Origin of the sequence: Listeria sp. ILCC792, from assembly GCF_900186135.1 — a bacterium.
GTDB classification, from domain to species: domain Bacteria; phylum Bacillota; class Bacilli; order Lactobacillales; family Listeriaceae; genus Listeria; species Listeria goaensis.
The window spans coordinates 32,196-49,156 of the sequence record NZ_FYBO01000002.1; the positions used below are offsets into that span (position 1 = coordinate 32,196).

Consider the following 16,961-nt stretch of genomic DNA (forward strand, 5'->3'; position numbering starts at 1 on the left):
CCTACTTGACTTCATCCGGATTTTTCAAATAAAACCCAGCACCTAGTTCACGTGTATCTGGAGCCAGATTTGCTAAACGGTTAACAAATGTTTCCGCAATAAAATTCCCCGCCATGAGCGCCTCTTTTGCTTCCACAAAAAGCTTCGCAATCGCAACAAAATCCGCGCCATGCAAAAGAATCCCATCGAGCTTCCACGTTGTCACACCAGCGTCAAAAAGCTCCTCCAAATAGGGCATCATACTAATATCTTCTGTACTAAAAATATGCGTTCCATTTTCATCTTCATAAATCGGCAACATGCTGTCCGCATCATTTGGCTCTCGTAAATAAAGCCCCCGCGTCTTGTCAGCACTCTCGTCAAGCTCAACTATATTATAATAATTCGTGACAAGCTTTCGTTTCGATTGATGAATACAAGTTGGCCCGTAAACAAGCACTTCTACGGGAATATCTAGGCGTGCCGCAATTTGCGCGACTTCCGGCCGAGTTAATTCGCGTGCGAGTACCGCACCAGTAGCCCCTTGTTTTACCCAAAAATCAATTTGTTCGGCGCTCGTCACAAAAGTTTGCGCATCATAAATGAATGGCACAGATAATTCCAGCTCTTCAAGCATCAAAATAACGCCTGGATCCCCTACAGCAATTTTATCTACCGCCATTCTATCAAGCGCTTTTAAAAATGCCGGAATCTCTTCGACGTGCTCATTGTGCATCAAAGCGTTCACCGCCACAATCACCTTTTTCCCAAAAGAATGGGCTAAGTTCGTGATTTCTTCTAATTCCTCATTTGAAAAAGAAGCTGGCAATCTAAGGCCGAAACGACTATTTCCAATATAGAGCGTATCGACTCCGGCGCGAAGCAAATTTTCGGCTTGCAGTGCTGATTCTGCTGTCGCAATAATTTCCATATTTAATTCTCCTCTTCTCCTTTTAACTTACAATGAATAATGTATCACAAGTCTGCCATACGGGCAATACTTCGCAAGTATGTTGTTTTCGCCAAAATAAAAGCTAGGCCCCGAGGGAAGCCTAGCTTTTTAAGATTCATTGTCATCATCGCGTGCTTGTTCAATTCGTAGTAGTTTCATGATTGGTCGGTAGTTTTGACCGATTAAGCCGAGCGATTCAATAAAGATTTCAACGAGGAGAAGAAGTACGCCCATCAGCAAGATGGAGCCCCAAATCGTTGACATAGTAAAAATGAATGAAAACAGTGAAAATAGTGCTGCAATCGCGTAAATTAAAATAACGGTTTGCCGATGTGTGAAGCCTAAATTCATCAATTGATGGTGAATATGCGATTTGTCGGCCATTGCAATCGGCTGTTTGGTGACAGCTCTTCTAATAATCGCAAAAATCGTATCCGAGATAGGCACACCTAAAATTAAAATTGGCACAATCAGGGAAACAAACGTAACATTTTTAAAGCCCATCACCGATAATACAGCAATGATAAAGCCTAAAAATAACGCGCCCGTATCGCCCATAAAGATTTTCGCTGGATTAAAATTATATGGTAAGAAACCTAAAGTTGCTGCAATTAAAATTGCGGCAATCGAAATAACAATTGGGTCTGACATAATAAAGGCCATGCCTAAAATTGTAACCAGCGCAATTGTAGAAACACCCGCTGCCAAACCGTCCAAACCATCAATAAGATTGACTGCATTCGTGATGGCAACAATCCATAAAATCGTTAGCGGTACACTGAAAATGCCAAAATGAATTTCCCCGCCGAATGGCAGATTAATAAATTCTATGGAAATTCCGCCCCAAAAAACGATAATAAACGCGGCTAAAACTTGGCCAATTAATTTATAGCGTGCTTTAATTTCAAATAAATCATCAATAAATCCTGTTAGCATCATCATCGTACCAGCTAGAAAAAGTGGCCAAATGAAGGTTTTATCAATCGGGAGTAAAAAAAGCCCAATTGAAAAGCTTATGTAAATAGCCAGACCACCAAGGCTAGGAATTGGTCGTACATTCACACGTCTTTTATCCGGTTTATCCGTCACATCAAAATATAAAGCGACTTGTCGCACTAGCGGCGTTAACACGATTGATGCAATCAGACAAAGGATAACAATCGAAGGTAACAAGGCAAGGCCTCCCCTACATTAAATTCTGTACTTATTATACGTCGTTATGCTTAAAAAAACAACGTAAATCCTAAATCTTAAGCTCTTCTTTAAAGCTTAGTAAACTAATTTTATACTAAATGCTAAAATTTGTGTCGATTTTTCGACTTTTTCCTAAAAAAGCTGACGTTAGACTTAATTTGTATTAAAATGAAAGTATTGAATAAGAAAGGATGAACAATTTGCGATCTAATAAAAAGAAAAAGCGCAAAGGCTTAAAAATATTTCTTACAATCTTGCTAGTTCTTGTTCTCGGAATTGCTGGGTACTTAGGCTACGCTTACTGGAAAACAACATCAACCTTTAATAAAATTCATACCCCAATTGAAGGAAAAGAAAACGCTAGTGTTGATTTAGAAAAGAAACAACCCTTTTCTGTTTTAATTCTAGGCGTCGATGAACGCGCTGGTGATAAAGGGCGTTCAGATACTCTTATTGCGGCAACTGTAAACCCGAATACAAATAAAATTCAAATGTTGAGTATCCCGCGTGATACAAAAACCACCATTCCTGGATACGATTCAAATCCGCATAAGATTAATGCGGCCTATGCTTATGGCGGTGTTAAAATGACGGACGCTACAACAACACAGTTTCTAAACGGCATTCCATTCAACTATTACATCAAGATTAACATGGAAGGCTTCCGCGATTTAGTCGATGCGGTGGGTGGTATTGATGTTGTCAATGATAAAGACGGTCTGACGCTTGCCTCACAATCGGCTGATGGTAGCAAAAAGGTGTTTAACAAAGGAAAAATTCATTTAGACGGTGAAGATGCGTTAGCGTATGTACGAATCCGTAAAACTGATGCAGAAGGCGACTTTGGGCGTCAAAAACGGCAACAACAAGTTATGTCTGCTGTTGCTGAGAAAGCATTAAGTACAGGTATTATTTGGCGCTTTGACGGCATTTTAAATGCCATTGGCGACAACATTCAAACCGACTTTACAATGAACGATATTACACGTATCGCGAAAGATTATCGCGGCGCACTATCTAATATTGAAAACCTCCAAGTCAAAGGTGAAGGTAGCCGTGTTGATGGCGGCCCGTGGTACTATGTCGTATCCGACGCCGAACGAGCACGCCTGCACGATGAACTAGCTAAAAATCTTGAAATGAAATAAGACAAAAAAAGAACTTCCGTGAGGAAGTTCTTTTTATTGTTTAACTTTAGCTACAAACTGAAATCTACTCCCCACATATTGCGAGCGAGTAAACTCAAATGGTCGACCATCTTCTAAAAATGTAATTTGTCTGAGTTTCATAACCGGTGAACCTAGTTTTACATCCAAATAGGGCGCAACCTTTTCTGAAACAAGCGCTGCCTCCATAGTCTGTTCTGCCTCACCAATTTGCTGACCAATTTTTGTTTCCACCGCTTCATACAACGAATTCATAATGTCCTCTTTTGTAAGAAGCGCCGCAATATTTTCAGGGATTGTTGCTACTTCGAATAAAATGGGAACTGAGTCTCCGTAACGAATCCGTTCAATTTTCATAACATTGCTTTTTTCTGGTATTGCTAGTGCTTCTTGCTCCTGCGTACTAGCAGGCCGAATACCGTAAGAAACGATGCGCGTGGAAGGCTTCTTTCCTGCCTGCAACATTAAATTAGTGAAACTTGTTACTGCTTCGAGTCGTTCAGTCAATTTCTTTTCCGCAATGAACGTGCCAGCCCCGACGCGCCTTTGCAAAATATTATCATCGACAAGACCTTGGATGGCTTGCCTAACCGTCATACGACTCACGTGAAACATTTCTGCCAGTTGGCGTTCGGCCGGGATTGCTGTCCCGACCTGCCAAACACCCGCCTCAATTTTTTGTTTAATTTCGGCTTGGATTTGAATGTAAATTGGAATTCCCGATTGTTTATCGATCATTTTTCAGCCCTCTTTTTTATAGAAGTGAAGCCGCCTCTTCGTCCACAATAATTGTCACATCTGGATGGTTTTGTAATACGGAAGCTGGGCAGTTTACATCTACAGATCCGTTTATAGTTGCTTTAATCGCTTCTTTTTTAGATTCTCCAAACGCAAACAAAATGATTTTTTTCGCATTCATAATCGATTTAATCCCCATGGAGTAAGCATGTGTTGGTACATCTTCTTCTTTTTCAAAGTGAACCTTATTTGCTTCACGCGTAGATTCTGTTAAAAGAACTTTATGCGTTAAAGAATCGAAAGAAGTTCCAGGTTCATTAAAACCAATATGACCATTTGTTCCAATACCTAAAATTTGAATGTCTACTGGGTGCGTATTTAAAATTTCTTCGTAACGTGCACATTCAGCTTCAGCGTCTGTTGCTTCGCCGTCAGGTAAGAAACTATCTTTAAATTTTCGTTTAGAGAATAGTAACTCGTTCATATAGTAATGATAACTGTTTGGGTCGTCTGCTGCAAGACCTACATACTCATCTAAGTTTACAGTTGTAATATCGCTTGTATCAACGTCACTTTTAATGAATTCTCCGTAAAACAATTCAGGTGTGCTTCCTGTTGCAAGCCCTAACGTTTTCACAGAACCATTTCGGATTGCTGTTTCAATAATTTCTAGGCCTTTTTTAGAACCTTCTAGTTTGTCTGCTGTTTTAATAAGTTGCATGTTTACTTCTTCCTCTCAATTAAACGTTTTTTTGACCATAAGAATATGTGGCAGTTAAGTTTAGGGCATCATCAAAAAGGTTAAAGTCAGCGTCTTTCCCTGCTTCAAGACCACCTTTTTTGATTAAATTAAACTCTCTTGCTTGATTGACGGAACTCATAAGTACCGCTTCTTCAATTGAGCAGCCCGTAAATTTAATCATGTTGCGGAAAGCATCGTCGTAAGTCAGCACACTTCCAGCGAGTGTTCCGTCTTCAAGACGCGCTTGTTTATCCTTCACGATAACCGTTTGACCACCGAGTTCAGATTTCCCTTCTGGCATCCCTTTCGCACGCATCGAATCCGTGATAAGTGAAATACCGTGTGCGCCTTTCATTTTATAGGCTAGCTTAACCATGTCTTTGTTAACATGAATGCCGTCAACGATAAGCTCCGCCTGAATGCCGTCCTCGAGTAAAACGTGACCCGGAACACCAGGTTCGCGGTGCGTCATTCGGTGGCAGGCATTGTAAAGGTGTGTCGCATGGGTTGCCTTACTGGTTTTCAAATGCTCGCGCACATCATTGGAATGCCCGACACTAGGAACAACACCGAGTTCTTGGCATAAATTTTCAAAAGCAGGAGAGGTTTCATGTTCTGGGGCATACGTCACCACTTTGATTAGCCCGCCTGAAATGTCATACCATTTTTTGAACAGTTCAAGGTCTGGAGCTTGGATGTATTCTTCAGGTTGAGCACCTTTAAATACAACAGAAACGAATGGACCTTCTAAATGAATACCACCGATAACTGGCTCCTCTTTTGCTACTTCGCCAATTACTTTTAATGCTGCTTCAATATTTTTGTGCGACTGCGTCATCGTTGTAGGAAAATACGTTGTAATTCCCTCGTTTAACATGCCACGAACTTGTTTTTTGAGTGCTACTGGATCAGCGTCCATCGCATCATGACCGTAACCACCATGTGAGTGAACATCAATAAAACCGGGGACAACTTTTTGTCCTTTGGCATCGATGATTTCTTCTCCGCCATTTGGCTTAAAGTTACTCATGGAACCAATTTCCTCTACTTGTTTGTCGAAACGCATGTAAGCATCTTCCAAAACGAGTTTTCCTGTATAAATTGTTGCATTTGTAATTACTTTTACAGTCATTACGAAAGCCTCCTATTCTCAATCGGTCTATACCAATTATTATACCGCTTTTTTCAAAAAAAGCAACTTATCCTTTTTCTTTTTACCCTTAAAGAGAGAATTTAAGCAACTAAAAAACCACCTAGTAAGGTGGTTTTAGCTTGATACGTTTCGATGATTATTTTTTGTCTTTATTTTTTTCTTCTTCTTTTTTCTCAAGTTCCGGAATTAAGACTTCTTTGTTGTCGTCCTTTTCTTTTTTCTTGGATTCTTTTTCAAGATCATTTAGAAGTTCTTCCATGGATGCTTGATCTTTTTTCTTGAAGTTTTGTTTTTCGCGTTCGATGATGTCATCTACCATCGTTGTAAAGTCTTGCGCTTTATCTTTAATAACTTCTTTGCTTTTGGCTGTTTTCTTTTCAAGTTCATCCATCAGCTCATCAAAGGATTGCGAAAGTTCTTTAGCCATATCTGCTTTTTTGTTTGCCTCTTCAGCTAGATCGCGTTGTTTTTGTGCTTCGTGATAGTCAGAAACGCTGCCCCAGCTCATATCATGGATTACTTTGTCCATTTTTTCTGAAGTTTCAGCAGCATTTTTTTCAGCCATTTCAGCTAAGTGTTGTGTTTTTAAGTTTTTCCATTTTAAGCGCATTTCATGCATGCGGAGCTCTAAATCTTCTAATTGTTTGGAAGCTTGTTCATAGTGACCTTTTGTTGTTTCTAATTGTTCTTCGTATTGTGCCACTTCTGCTTTTGCAAATTCAGCAAGCTTAGTTTCGCCAGCTTCCTCAGCAATTTCTACTTGGCGGCGGCGCTTTTCAACATAAGTTTCCATTTCTTTATACTCTTTATAAAATAAGGATTTTAACTCGCGTTGTTTTTCAACCATGCGTTCTGCGTCTTTCATTTCAGCTTTTGTTTTATCCATGTAATATGTTACCGAACTGCGACGTTTTTCAGCGCGCTCATCAATTTTCTTAGTGACCTCTTTATTCCATTCTTTCATTTTATCAAAGAAATTTGCCATTTTGTTCTCCTCCAATTATTTGTTATATGGGTAATCAAATGTATCGTTGTTATCATTTCGTTTATTACGGTTATTTTTAGTTAGGAAGTAAACAATTGCTGCAATGACTAGGACAACAATTGCGCCTTTTAAATTTGTAAGAATCATTAAGGCTCCGATACCAATAAGTATACCGTATACGACTTTTTCACCGACTGATTTTGTTTCAAGTAATTTTTTAAGCGAATAGAAACCTAAAACGGCTCCGAGTGTTGCCATAATTGCAGGCCATAATAGCGTTAAGATTAGACCAATTAAGATGACAACGAGTATCGCAATGATTATGCCTCTCATCATTTTTGCCTCCTTACTTTAACTGTATCCATCATAACGCGAATTTTCAACAAAAATAAGCAACTATAGAAGGAACTTCAAATCAGACTATAGGCTTACTTCCCTTTTGCTAAAAAAAACAAGAAAAAAATGGCATTAAACAAACGTTAATACCACTTTTCACTATTACTCTTGCGACCTATTTGCATAATTTACGCTTGACATCGCGCCTTCGGATACCATATTTTCTGCCTCAATTTCGGTTTCTTTCTCTTCTTCCTCTTCATATTTCTTTCGAATGTCATTCACACTGTCAAAAGGATCATTCGTTCGTTGCCGGTAAACGATATAAGATAATACGCCAACCACAGCTCCAGAAACGGCACCAATTAGCGCTAAGCTAGATTTTTTTCGCAAAACCCGCACCTCCTTATTATCCATTTGATTCTTTCCCGTTTGGAAATTTTTTCAAACAAAAACGATACTTAAAAAGTACCGTTTTTGTTATGTATATGTGCTTAAAATGAATCAAATGGGCTAACTTTTGGCTTGCGTACCCAACACATAATTGCCGCAATCAGGAATAGCAAGGCTGGAATGAAGCCTACCAAGAAAGTTGATGCGACAACGAAAAGACCCGCGAATAGGAATAAGAAGCCGGCAAGAACGGGCTTTTTATTGCCAACAATGAAAATAAAGCCTAGTGCTGTTAAAATGATGACTACAATTAAAGAGACAAGGAGAAAAATCGAATACTTGCCTAGCACATCAATTAACTGCGTACTGGACGGCGCATCAGCCAAACTTATCCCCGATTTCTGTAATGTTTCTTCATAGTTTGCTATAAATATCTCACGCCCGCTTTGTGTAGCAGTTGAGTTTACAAAAGCGAAAGCATAGTAGGTCATGAGGCCTTGTAAAATGAGAGATAAAGCTAGACCGATACTGGTTAAAACCACTTCACCTGTTCTTTTAATCAAAATAAACTCCTCCTAACTCTCTTACTAGTTCAGTATACTATTAAATGTTCTGTTATTCCAAGTTTTTAAGTAAGTGCAATTTCATTTAAAAGCATGTATAATCAAATCAGACTTTGAATTAGGGGGATGAACTCGCATGATGAAGCGAATTTTCTTAGCTTATCTAGTGCCGATTTTATGTGTTGTAGGAGCGATTTTCTCGCTAATCCAGCTAAATCCAGTAAGGCCTGAAGCTGTAAGCACTGGAGTTCCAACGATTTTCATTCATGGTTATCACGGAACGGATCGCTCACTTCATGGCATGATTCGCCGTTTTGACCAAAAATATCATGTCGCAACGGATGCGATGATTGTCCATGTCAGCAAAATTGGCGAAATTTCAACAGAAGGTGAATATAACTCTAGCGCTAAGAATCCGCTTATTAATGTTGTATTTGACAATAATCGCGCAACTATTACGCAGCAAGCGATGTGGATGAAAAAGGTAATGGCTTATTTGCAAAAGCACCAACACATTACAAAATTCAATGCAGTGGCGCACTCGATGGGCGGTGGTGTCTGGGAGGCATATTTAGCATCGTATTCGAAAGATCCAAACTACCCGACCATTAATAAAGTTGTATTTTTGGCCGTACCACTTTACCCTGAAGAGTACATAAACGGCGATGAGCAAGTTGATATCCGAAACGAGGAAAAAGTCCATTCAAATTTTGCCGCGAGAATGGCGAAAGTTTTACCCGAAAATATCCCGATTTTGATTATTGCTGGTAATATAGAAGACGGCACGAACAGTGACGGGGAAGTAAAAGTGGACAGCGTACTGTATGGGAAAACACTTTTTAAAAACCAAAAAGTGACGACACATGTTATAGAAGAGCCGGATGCGACGCATAGCAATATGCACGAACTCCCTGCTGTTGACAAGCAAGTTATTCCATTTCTTTTTGGAAAATAAAAATGGAGGAATTTCTTCGATATGAAAAAAATCATCTTTTTAATACTCGCACTCTGTCTCCTTTTTTTAGGTTTTAGTTTTATTTTTCAAACGATGGATAAGCGGAATGCGGATGACAATAAGGCGAAACAAACGGTTAAAGCGAAAGCTGATGTGAAAAAGCCTCGTGAAATCGCTATTCCGACACTATTTGTTCATGGCTACGCAGGCACAAAAAATTCACTTGGTGGCATGATAAAGAGACTCGAATCACAAAATGATGCAACGAAATCACTTGTGATTACGGTTAAATCAGACGGCACACTTGATATTACGGGTAACTATGACAAATTTAGTCATAATCCACTCATTCAAGTTTTATTCGAAAATAATAAAAGTTCGATGGTCAATCAGACGGAATGGTTGAAAACGGTAGGTAAAGCGCTAAAATCGGACTACCATATTACAAAGATGAATGCAGTCGGGCATTCGATGGGCGGCGTTAGTTTGACAAATTATGTGGAGCAAACTGGAAATGACGCCGCATACCCGACGCTTGAAAAGCTCGTTTTAATTGGCGCCCCGCTAAACGGGCTAGCAATTGGTAACAGCGCATATGATTTGACGGATACAGGACCAAAAACAGAAACGGAACGCTATGCGAATTTTATTCAACATCAAGCATCGATTCCTAAATCGCTCGAAGTATACACTATTGCTGGTGATAAATTGGATGGCACAAAAAGTGATGGGAGCGTCCCTGTTTCAAGCGCGCTTTCTGGGAAATTCATTTTTTCGGATATTTTAAACTATGAAGAAAAGGTTTTTGAAGGCAGCAATGCTGAACATAGCAAATTGCATGAAAACCCGGAAGTCGATGCTGTTATCGGCGACTTTTTATGGATTTCAAACGGATAAGATAACGCAAAAAATCACGCCGGCCTGGCGTGATTTTTCTTTTACAAGTTTAAGGATAGGCGAATCATATCGCGGCATTCAATGCCATTTTCGAAAATGGGTTCGGGGTAATGTTTCGTGAAATAATCTTTTTCGATATGTGTCATTCTGAATCCACATTTTTGGTAGAGCGCGAGCTGGCTCACACTGGAATTGCCTGTTCCGAGTTCAATTGTTCTGGCGCCGTATTTTTGTGCGATATTAATCGCCTGCGTAATGAGGTTTTTTCCGTAGCCTAAGCCCCTTTTTTCTTCCAAAATAGCGATGTTCATGATTTCAATGGTTTTGGGGCGGGTTTTTAGTAAAACGATTGTACCGATGAGTTGCTCATGCTCGAAAAGGCCGTAGCATTCGCCGCGTGCCAAGTAATCTGCGACGATTTCCTTTGATGGATCAGCATCGTAAAGTAGTGCATACGGGTAGTTTTCCGTGATTTTACGCATCATCGTTTTTCTTCCTCCTACCGAAAAAGTTTTTACGTGGTATTTCGCTCGTTCTCCGCACATCTAAAAGATCCAAAATAAATACGAATACTGGAATCCCCACAATCAACCCCCAAACGCCGAAAAATGCTTCCGAAAAAATCAGCACAATAAACGTATAAAACACTGGTAAATCGGTTTTTGAAGACATTAATTTTGGGTTTAAAATATACGTTTCGATGGCGTGCACGATGACCACAGTGAGCAAGATATAAAACACATCTGTAAACCCGCCGATGGAATACGCGATAATCGAAAGCGGAATACAAGAAATAATGACACCTGCAACAGGAATCATGCCGAGTACGAAAACCATGATGGATAAGCTAAGAAGCTGCGGAAAGCCCATAAGATAGAGGGCAATCGTCGTAATAAATGTGTTTACAAGTGCAATAAGAAGTTGCGCTTCTAATACGACACCGAATGTTGAAACGAATTTGCTTCCAAAATAAGCGAAATCTTTAAAAATAAAGCCGATTTTGCTTGTGAAAAATTGTGATGTAAACTGCGTGACACGCTCTTTTTCGAGCGAGAAAAACAAACTTAAAATGAGCGCTAAGAAAAAGGACATCCCAATGGCACCAATGCCTGATAATGATGCGATAACAAATTCCACGCTAGCTTCTAAATATTTCTGTATATTCGATTGCTTCAACAAATCCACAATCCAATTTACCATCGTATTGTCGCCCGGCTGGTTATACATGGCAACGAGCATATTCACGAGATCTGAAATTTGCTGGATAAGAATCGGCAAATAATAAACAATCGCGATATATAAAAGCGCGGCAACGAGTATGTACAAAAAAATAACAATGAGTCGTCTCGGAATTCGAACGCGCTTTAAAATCACATTTTCGAGCCTTGTGACTAAAAACGCAAAGATAAACGTGAGTAAAATTAAATCTATCATACTGCGAACTAAATAAATGAGCACGCCAAGAATGACAAAAACAAAAAGTCGTCTCGGGGTGTCTTTCTTTAAGAACTGTGCGAACCATTCCATTTCGCCATTCCTCCTCTTCAATACTTTCAATGATAGCACATCTCCTTCCTCATCGCTATTTACAACCATTTAAAATTCCTTTACAATAAACCTATCATCCTACCTTTAATTGAAAGAGGGATTTTATGAAATCGAAAATTGAGCGAACAACGCTTAGTAAGCAAGTTTATACCTTTATTGAAGAAAAAATCCATTCAGGTGAATGGCAAGTGGGCGATAAAATTCCGAGTGAGAAACATTTGATGGAAGACTTGAAAATTAGTCGAAATACTCTCCGGGAAGCCGTCCAAGCTTTATCCCAAATGGGGCTTTTAGAAGTACGTCAAGGGAACGGGACGTTTGTTGTGGCGAATAGTCCGCTTCAAGCTGTTTTGCAGGAGCGTGTTTCGAAGTCTTCTTTGCTCGAAATTTTTGAAGCTAGGCATGCGCTGGAGAGTGAAATTGTGGCTCTTGCGTGTGCTAGGCGAACGGAAGCTGATCTTGAGTCGCTTTATGCGCTTGTGAAAAAATGCCAGCAGGCGGCTAACATTGACGAATTTATTCAAGCGGATATGGCGTTACATCATACTATGGCACTTTGTTCGAAAAATGAGCTCCTCACGGATATTTATGCACATTTATTTGATAAAATTCACACCTCCATTATGCACTCGACGTTGCTTCAGGCAGATCGTTTGAATAGTCACGAGGCATTAGTTGAGGCTATTTCACATCAAGATGTCAAAAAAGCACAACATGAGGTGGATTCCTACATTTCACTTTACAAAAATCGAATTTCAGATGAGGGGTTTTAATTGGTTATGCTAGAAAACAAACAGGTTGCACGCAATCAAAAGATATTTTTAATGGCTGGCATCGTTTTGGTGGCTGTCAATTTGCGGATGCCGCTCACGGCTGTCAGTCCACTGCTCGATTATATTCGCGAAAGCATGCCTATTTCGAATACGCTAGCAGGATTTTTAACGACTCTGCCACTCATTGCGTTTGCGCTTATTTCTCCTTTTGTTTCAAAAATTAGTCAAAAAACGGGGGTTGAAAAACTCGTTTTTTATACGCTACTTATGATTTTACTTGGCAGTATCATTCGTCCTATCGGCAATCTAACTTTTTTGCTTGTCGGCACGCTTTTTATCGGGATTGGGATTGCGTTTGGAAATGTGATTATTCCTAGTTTAATCAAAAAAGAGTTTCCGTTTCAACTTGGCATGATGACTGGAATTTATTCCATTTCAATGAACTTATTTGCGGCGATTGCTTCTGGTTTAAGTGTTCCTATTGCGACTCAGCTCAGCGGCAATTGGCAGGCGACACTTTTTATTTGGGCGGGCTTTGTGGCGGTGGCCCTTTTAATTTGGCTGCCACAACTTTCAACTAAACGAGCCCAATTGGAACAGACGCATGTAGTGGAACAAAGTCAAACGGGGAATGTATGGCATTCTAAAATGGCGTGGCAAATTGCGGCAATGATGGGAATTCAATCGGCTGTCTTTTACATTTCGGTGGCATTCTTGCCTGTCATGGTTCAAGAACAAGGCTTTTCTAGCGCTGAAGGTGGTTTTATGCTTTCGCTCATGCAATTTGGCATTATGCCTATCACGTTTATCGTTCCTATCATTGCATTTAAAATGAAGAATCAGCGCGCACTCGTTTTATTTTCAGCGATAATGATGGTTCTTGGCATTTTAGGTTTGCTCCTACCGATTCAAAATCTTGCGGTGCTCGCTGTTGCGATAGTATGTCTTGGCATTGGCTCGGGGACTTCCTTTAGTCTTTGTATGATGTTCTTCAATTTGCGGACCAACACGGCGAAAGAAGCGGCGGATATGTCAGGTATGGCGCAATCAATTGGTTATCTGCTTGCAGCTTGTGGGCCGATTTTGTTCGGCATTTTGCATGACTGGCTAGGAAGTTTTATGGTGCCGCTCATCATTCTTCTGCTCGCACTTGGCGTTTTTTGTATTTGTGGTATGGGCGCGGCTCGCAATAAAACGATTTTTGATGCTTAAAAGCTCACGCCAAATAAGACGGAAGACAGATGGCGAGACTGGCCAACTGTCTTCCGTCTTATTTTATTCTAATTTCGCAAGGCGCAACTGGTCTTGTTTGATTTCTTCAAGTAGGTCGCTATCCTTGTAAAGTTGTAGCGCAGTCAAAGCGAGTAATTTTGCCCCAAGTAAAAGGGCTTTATCTCCTTCGCTTGATTTTGCTGCTTCGCGAAATTCATCTGTGTGAGCGACGAGCGTTTCTGGTCCGATTTTAATAAAGGGGTGAATGGTTGGAATGACTTGGCTGACGTTGCCTGCATCGCTCGACCCGACCCCAGCTCCATCTGTATCGCACGGAATATCTAACTGCTTTGCAATCTCGGCGAAAAGGTGATTAAACGGCTTATTTACCCAGACATTGTCAACTCCGTTTTGAATACGAATTGCGTTCATCTTAGCGCCGGTTTGTAAAGCGGCACCTTCTGCGACTTGGATAACGCGTTCGGTTAAAGTATTTAAGTTCTTGCGCTTCGCGGCGCGAACGAAAAAGCGCGCTTTCGCGTAATCTGGCACAATATTCGCCGCTTTACCGCCGTCCGTTATGATACCATGAATGCTCGCATCTTTTGGCAAATGCTGTCTAAGCGCATTAATCCCGTTGTAGAATTGAATGACGCCGTCCAGCGCGTTAATTCCTGCCTCCGGATTAGTTGCCGCGTGTGCCGCCTTTCCAATAAATTCAAAATCAAGCACATCAACGGCCGGGGCTGGCACCGTAACATGTGTTTTCCCATTTGGGTGAATCATAAGTGCTGCGTCAATATTAGCAAATAATCCCTCGCGCACGAAACTTCCCTTCGCACTGCCATTTGGCCCGCCTTCCTCAGCTGGCGTACCGTAAACGAGCACATCTCCACCAATTTCCGCCAAAACACGCGCAAGCGAAATCGCCGCAAATACACTCGTCGTTCCAATAAGATTATGACCGCACGCGTGCCCGAGCCCAGGAAGCGCATCGTACTCCGCCAAAAAGACAACTCGAGGCCCTTTTTTTCCACTGCTTTTTTCGGCAATAAAGGCTGTTTCATGACTAGCAACACCGCGTTTCAAAGTGAAACCTTCTTTTTCAAGTGTGTCCGCCAAAAGCTGACTCGCAAAAAACTCTTCATTCCCAATTTCCGGCCGCGCATGAATCGCGTGACTCATCGCCACAAACGTCGCCTGATTTTCCTCTAAATACGTCAAAATTTGCTCTTCCAAAATCCATCCCCCTATTCAAAAGACCTCAGTCTGATTGTGCCATGGTACGTTTTGCTTCAGTTTAGAGTTTTCCTTACAATCTGAGACCTCTTTTCAAAGAAAAGAGGTCCGATTTTTTATTAATATACCGCGCTTACACGTTCATGTCAACGCCTGTTTTGTTTCCGAAGGCGTTCCAATTTTTCTGCGATACGCGATTTGGCCGCTGCAGTGGCTGCTTCATTTTTTGTCACCGTACCGTCTTCTGCAATCAAAACGGCGTCGCCTTCTTTTAGGTCGGTTGGAATTTTAGCTTGTGCGATTTCAAATTCCGTTTCATCTGGTTTTATAAGAAACACCGCGATGCCATCTTCAATTCGGTCAAGCACTGCTTCCATTCTGTTCACCTACTTCGTTACCGCAATTCCTTGCGCTTTGATTTGTCTTACAATGCCATCACCAATTCCGTTAATCCGTTTTAAATCGTCAACCTTTTCATAAGGCCTCTCCGCAATGATTTTGCCTGCCAGTTCTGGACCGATAAGCGGTAAAAATTGTAATTCCTCTAGTGAAGCCGTATTTAAATTGATGGAAGTTGGCATTTCTTCCGACTTTCCTTCGTCGGTTTTGGATTCTGCCCGTTGTTTCGTATCCGCTTTATAACTGCTTCCGGATTTGGGCGTGCCCGCTTTTTCCGTAGCCACATTAAGCGTTTGTCCGTCTGTCGTAATCGTCACCGTACCGTTCACATCTGTTCCGTAAGTTTGAATGTTTCGCTCTTTTAGCCATTCCAAAACCTCGACGTGAGGATGCCCGTAACTGTTCCCCTTTTCCGCAGAATAAATTGCTACTTCCGGCTCTACTTTATCCAAGAAAAAAGGTTGGTTTGAAGTGGAAGAACCATGGTGCCCGAGGTCTAAGATGTCGGCTTTCAGGTTGATGCCGCTGTCCACCATCTCCTCTTCGCGCCCCTTTTCAGCATCCCCAGTGAAAATCGCCGAAATGTCCTTGTATGTAAGCCTGATTGCAATACTATCATTATTTGCATCGTTACTAAGTGTTTTTGGGCTTAAAACGGAGAGTTCAAACGGTCCAAAAGACGCCTCATCTCCTGTTCTGGGTTCCTTATATGCCGCTCCAGAATCAAGCGCCGCATCAATAACGCGCTCATAAATTGAGCTATTAAAAGTTAAGCCGTCCATCCAAATTTCCTTTGGCTTGTATGTTTGAATAATTTTATCGGCGTTGCCAATATGATCGGCGTGCGGATGCGTCAAAAGAAGCAAATCAATTTTTTCGACATTTTTTTCTTTTAAGTACGTCAAAATGCGATTGTCATCGCTCCGCCCAGTATCAATTAAAATGGTCGTGCCGTCGTCCGCCTCAATTAGGGTGCTGTCCCCTTGACCAACGTCAAAAAATGTAAAACTTGCGCCATCTAACTTTTCCGAAGAAACCTTGCTTTCCGCTTCTCCTGAAACGATGGACATGTTGCTACAACCCGATAATACGAGTAGTGCAGCAAATAAAACTACTAATTTTTTCATCTAGTAAAAACCCCCTGTTTTAGTAGCTTAACAGAACGTACGTTTTGCGTCAATCTAAAAAAACTGCAAGCTTTACGCTTGCAGTTCATTAACTTCGCATTTACTTGACCGTTTCCGTGAAGGAATATTTGACTTCCTCTGTTTCAGGATTATAGTCAATTTCCCAGTCGTGCTCTTTGAAGAACCAATAATCATGTTCTTCGATAAAGAACAGAATGCCTTCTTCTTGATCGGTTACAACGGCTTCGTTCGGGACAGCAGCAGAAACTCCAATTGAAAAACCTGGATGCAAGGAACTATTGGAGCCACCGTATTTAGCGAAAAGGCGAATACCGTTATCGCCTGATACATCGAACTCATCTTTAAACCAGCTTTGGGCATTTTCCGTCACTTTGATTTCCATAATTTCACTCCTCATTCCTTAATGGTTTATAGTTAGATTAGCAGATTTTTAATGATTAATCATGCATTCTGCTTTTATGCTTGATTTTTTTATACCTCTTTTCGCAAAACTTTAAACATTTTGTTAGATAACAATTTTCCCATACAAGTTCTGTTATATAACATCATTTGTGCAAAAAAAAAGATGTGACTGCGCGCCACATCTTTC

Annotated in this window: 20 protein-coding genes; 5 read left to right on the forward strand and 15 right to left on the reverse strand. The window is 40.8% G+C overall.

Annotation, left to right across the window (positions count from 1 at the left end; genetic code table 11):
- Position 1: 1 nt before the first annotated feature.
- Positions 2-910, reverse strand: a complete 909-nt coding sequence (locus CFS60_RS02745; RefSeq protein ID WP_088809098.1) for a peptidase U32 family protein — start codon at positions 908-910, stop codon at positions 2-4.
- Positions 911-1,039: 129 nt separating this feature from the next.
- Entirely contained in the window at positions 1,040-2,104 is a 1,065-nt protein-coding gene (locus tag CFS60_RS02750) for a glycosyltransferase family 4 protein (RefSeq protein WP_088838804.1), read from the reverse strand.
- Positions 2,105-2,316: 212 nt separating this feature from the next.
- Between CFS60_RS02750 and CFS60_RS02755 the strand changes: the two genes are divergently transcribed.
- On the forward strand, positions 2,317-3,273 hold the full coding sequence (locus CFS60_RS02755) for an LCP family protein (protein WP_088809100.1): 957 nt from the start codon (positions 2,317-2,319) through the stop codon (positions 3,271-3,273).
- Positions 3,274-3,306: 33 nt separating this feature from the next.
- Here CFS60_RS02755 and CFS60_RS02760 read toward each other — a convergent pair whose 3' ends face one another.
- The 7 genes from CFS60_RS02760 to CFS60_RS02790 all read right to left on the reverse strand — a co-directional run bounded on the left by CFS60_RS02760 (position 3,307) and on the right by CFS60_RS02790 (position 8,201).
- A complete protein-coding gene (locus tag CFS60_RS02760; RefSeq protein WP_088809101.1) occupies positions 3,307-4,029 on the reverse strand; it encodes a GntR family transcriptional regulator in 723 nt (240 codons plus the stop codon).
- 16 nt (positions 4,030-4,045) lie between these two features.
- Entirely contained in the window at positions 4,046-4,750 is a 705-nt protein-coding gene (locus tag CFS60_RS02765; protein WP_088809102.1) for a glucosamine-6-phosphate deaminase, read from the reverse strand.
- A 19-nt stretch (positions 4,751-4,769) separates the two neighbouring features.
- Positions 4,770-5,903 carry an N-acetylglucosamine-6-phosphate deacetylase gene (gene nagA, locus CFS60_RS02770; protein ID WP_088809103.1) on the reverse strand — a complete coding sequence of 378 codons (1,134 nt, stop codon included), beginning with the start codon at positions 5,901-5,903 and terminating at the stop codon, positions 4,770-4,772.
- A gap of 157 nt (positions 5,904-6,060) precedes the next feature.
- Positions 6,061-6,909 carry a PspA/IM30 family protein gene (locus CFS60_RS02775; RefSeq protein ID WP_088809104.1) on the reverse strand — a complete coding sequence of 283 codons (849 nt, stop codon included), beginning with the start codon at positions 6,907-6,909 and terminating at the stop codon, positions 6,061-6,063.
- 15 nt (positions 6,910-6,924) lie between these two features.
- The gene (locus CFS60_RS02780; RefSeq protein ID WP_088809105.1) at positions 6,925-7,242 is read right to left on the reverse strand and encodes a hypothetical protein; all 318 of its coding nucleotides are present in this window, start codon (positions 7,240-7,242) and stop codon (positions 6,925-6,927) included.
- Positions 7,243-7,407: 165 nt separating this feature from the next.
- A complete protein-coding gene (locus CFS60_RS02785) occupies positions 7,408-7,638 on the reverse strand; it encodes a hypothetical protein (protein ID WP_088809106.1) in 231 nt (76 codons plus the stop codon).
- A gap of 101 nt (positions 7,639-7,739) precedes the next feature.
- Entirely contained in the window at positions 7,740-8,201 is a 462-nt protein-coding gene (locus tag CFS60_RS02790) for a DUF4064 domain-containing protein (RefSeq protein ID WP_088809107.1), read from the reverse strand.
- A gap of 136 nt (positions 8,202-8,337) precedes the next feature.
- Between CFS60_RS02790 and CFS60_RS02795 the strand changes: the two genes are divergently transcribed.
- Positions 8,338-9,156 carry an alpha/beta hydrolase gene (locus CFS60_RS02795; RefSeq protein WP_088809108.1) on the forward strand — a complete coding sequence of 273 codons (819 nt, stop codon included), beginning with the start codon at positions 8,338-8,340 and terminating at the stop codon, positions 9,154-9,156.
- 21 nt (positions 9,157-9,177) lie between these two features.
- Positions 9,178-10,053 (forward strand): alpha/beta hydrolase, encoded by an 876-nt coding sequence (locus CFS60_RS02800; RefSeq protein ID WP_088809109.1) that lies wholly within the window; start codon positions 9,178-9,180, stop codon positions 10,051-10,053.
- A gap of 41 nt (positions 10,054-10,094) precedes the next feature.
- Here CFS60_RS02800 and CFS60_RS02805 read toward each other — a convergent pair whose 3' ends face one another.
- On the reverse strand, positions 10,095-10,538 hold the full coding sequence (locus CFS60_RS02805; RefSeq protein WP_088838805.1) for an N-acetyltransferase: 444 nt from the start codon (positions 10,536-10,538) through the stop codon (positions 10,095-10,097).
- Complete coding sequence (locus CFS60_RS02810; protein ID WP_088809111.1) at positions 10,528-11,580, reverse strand: AI-2E family transporter; 1,053 nt, start codon at positions 11,578-11,580, stop codon at positions 10,528-10,530. Before CFS60_RS02810 ends, CFS60_RS02805 begins: the two co-directional genes overlap by 11 nt.
- A gap of 125 nt (positions 11,581-11,705) precedes the next feature.
- Between CFS60_RS02810 and CFS60_RS02815 the strand changes: the two genes are divergently transcribed.
- Both CFS60_RS02815 and CFS60_RS02820 read left to right on the forward strand, forming a co-directional pair.
- Positions 11,706-12,374, forward strand: a complete 669-nt coding sequence (locus CFS60_RS02815) for a FadR/GntR family transcriptional regulator (RefSeq protein WP_088815320.1) — start codon at positions 11,706-11,708, stop codon at positions 12,372-12,374.
- Between the two features lie 6 nt (positions 12,375-12,380).
- Positions 12,381-13,586, forward strand: a complete 1,206-nt coding sequence (locus tag CFS60_RS02820) for an MFS transporter (RefSeq protein WP_088838896.1) — start codon at positions 12,381-12,383, stop codon at positions 13,584-13,586.
- 63 nt (positions 13,587-13,649) lie between these two features.
- Here the strand turns inward: CFS60_RS02820 and CFS60_RS02825 are convergent, their stop codons facing one another.
- The 4 genes from CFS60_RS02825 to CFS60_RS02840 form a co-directional block, all read right to left on the reverse strand.
- On the reverse strand, positions 13,650-14,771 hold the full coding sequence (locus tag CFS60_RS02825; protein WP_088809443.1) for a M20 family metallopeptidase: 1,122 nt from the start codon (positions 14,769-14,771) through the stop codon (positions 13,650-13,652).
- Between the two features lie 200 nt (positions 14,772-14,971).
- Positions 14,972-15,202 carry a DUF3006 domain-containing protein gene (locus CFS60_RS02830; protein ID WP_088815321.1) on the reverse strand — a complete coding sequence of 77 codons (231 nt, stop codon included), beginning with the start codon at positions 15,200-15,202 and terminating at the stop codon, positions 14,972-14,974.
- A gap of 9 nt (positions 15,203-15,211) precedes the next feature.
- Positions 15,212-16,351: an MBL fold metallo-hydrolase gene (locus tag CFS60_RS02835; RefSeq protein WP_088815322.1), complete on the reverse strand. Its 1,140-nt coding sequence runs from the start codon at positions 16,349-16,351 to the stop codon at positions 15,212-15,214.
- Positions 16,352-16,451: 100 nt separating this feature from the next.
- Positions 16,452-16,754: a HesB/YadR/YfhF family protein gene (locus CFS60_RS02840; protein WP_088809115.1), complete on the reverse strand. Its 303-nt coding sequence runs from the start codon at positions 16,752-16,754 to the stop codon at positions 16,452-16,454.
- Positions 16,755-16,961: the final 207 nt, after the last annotated feature.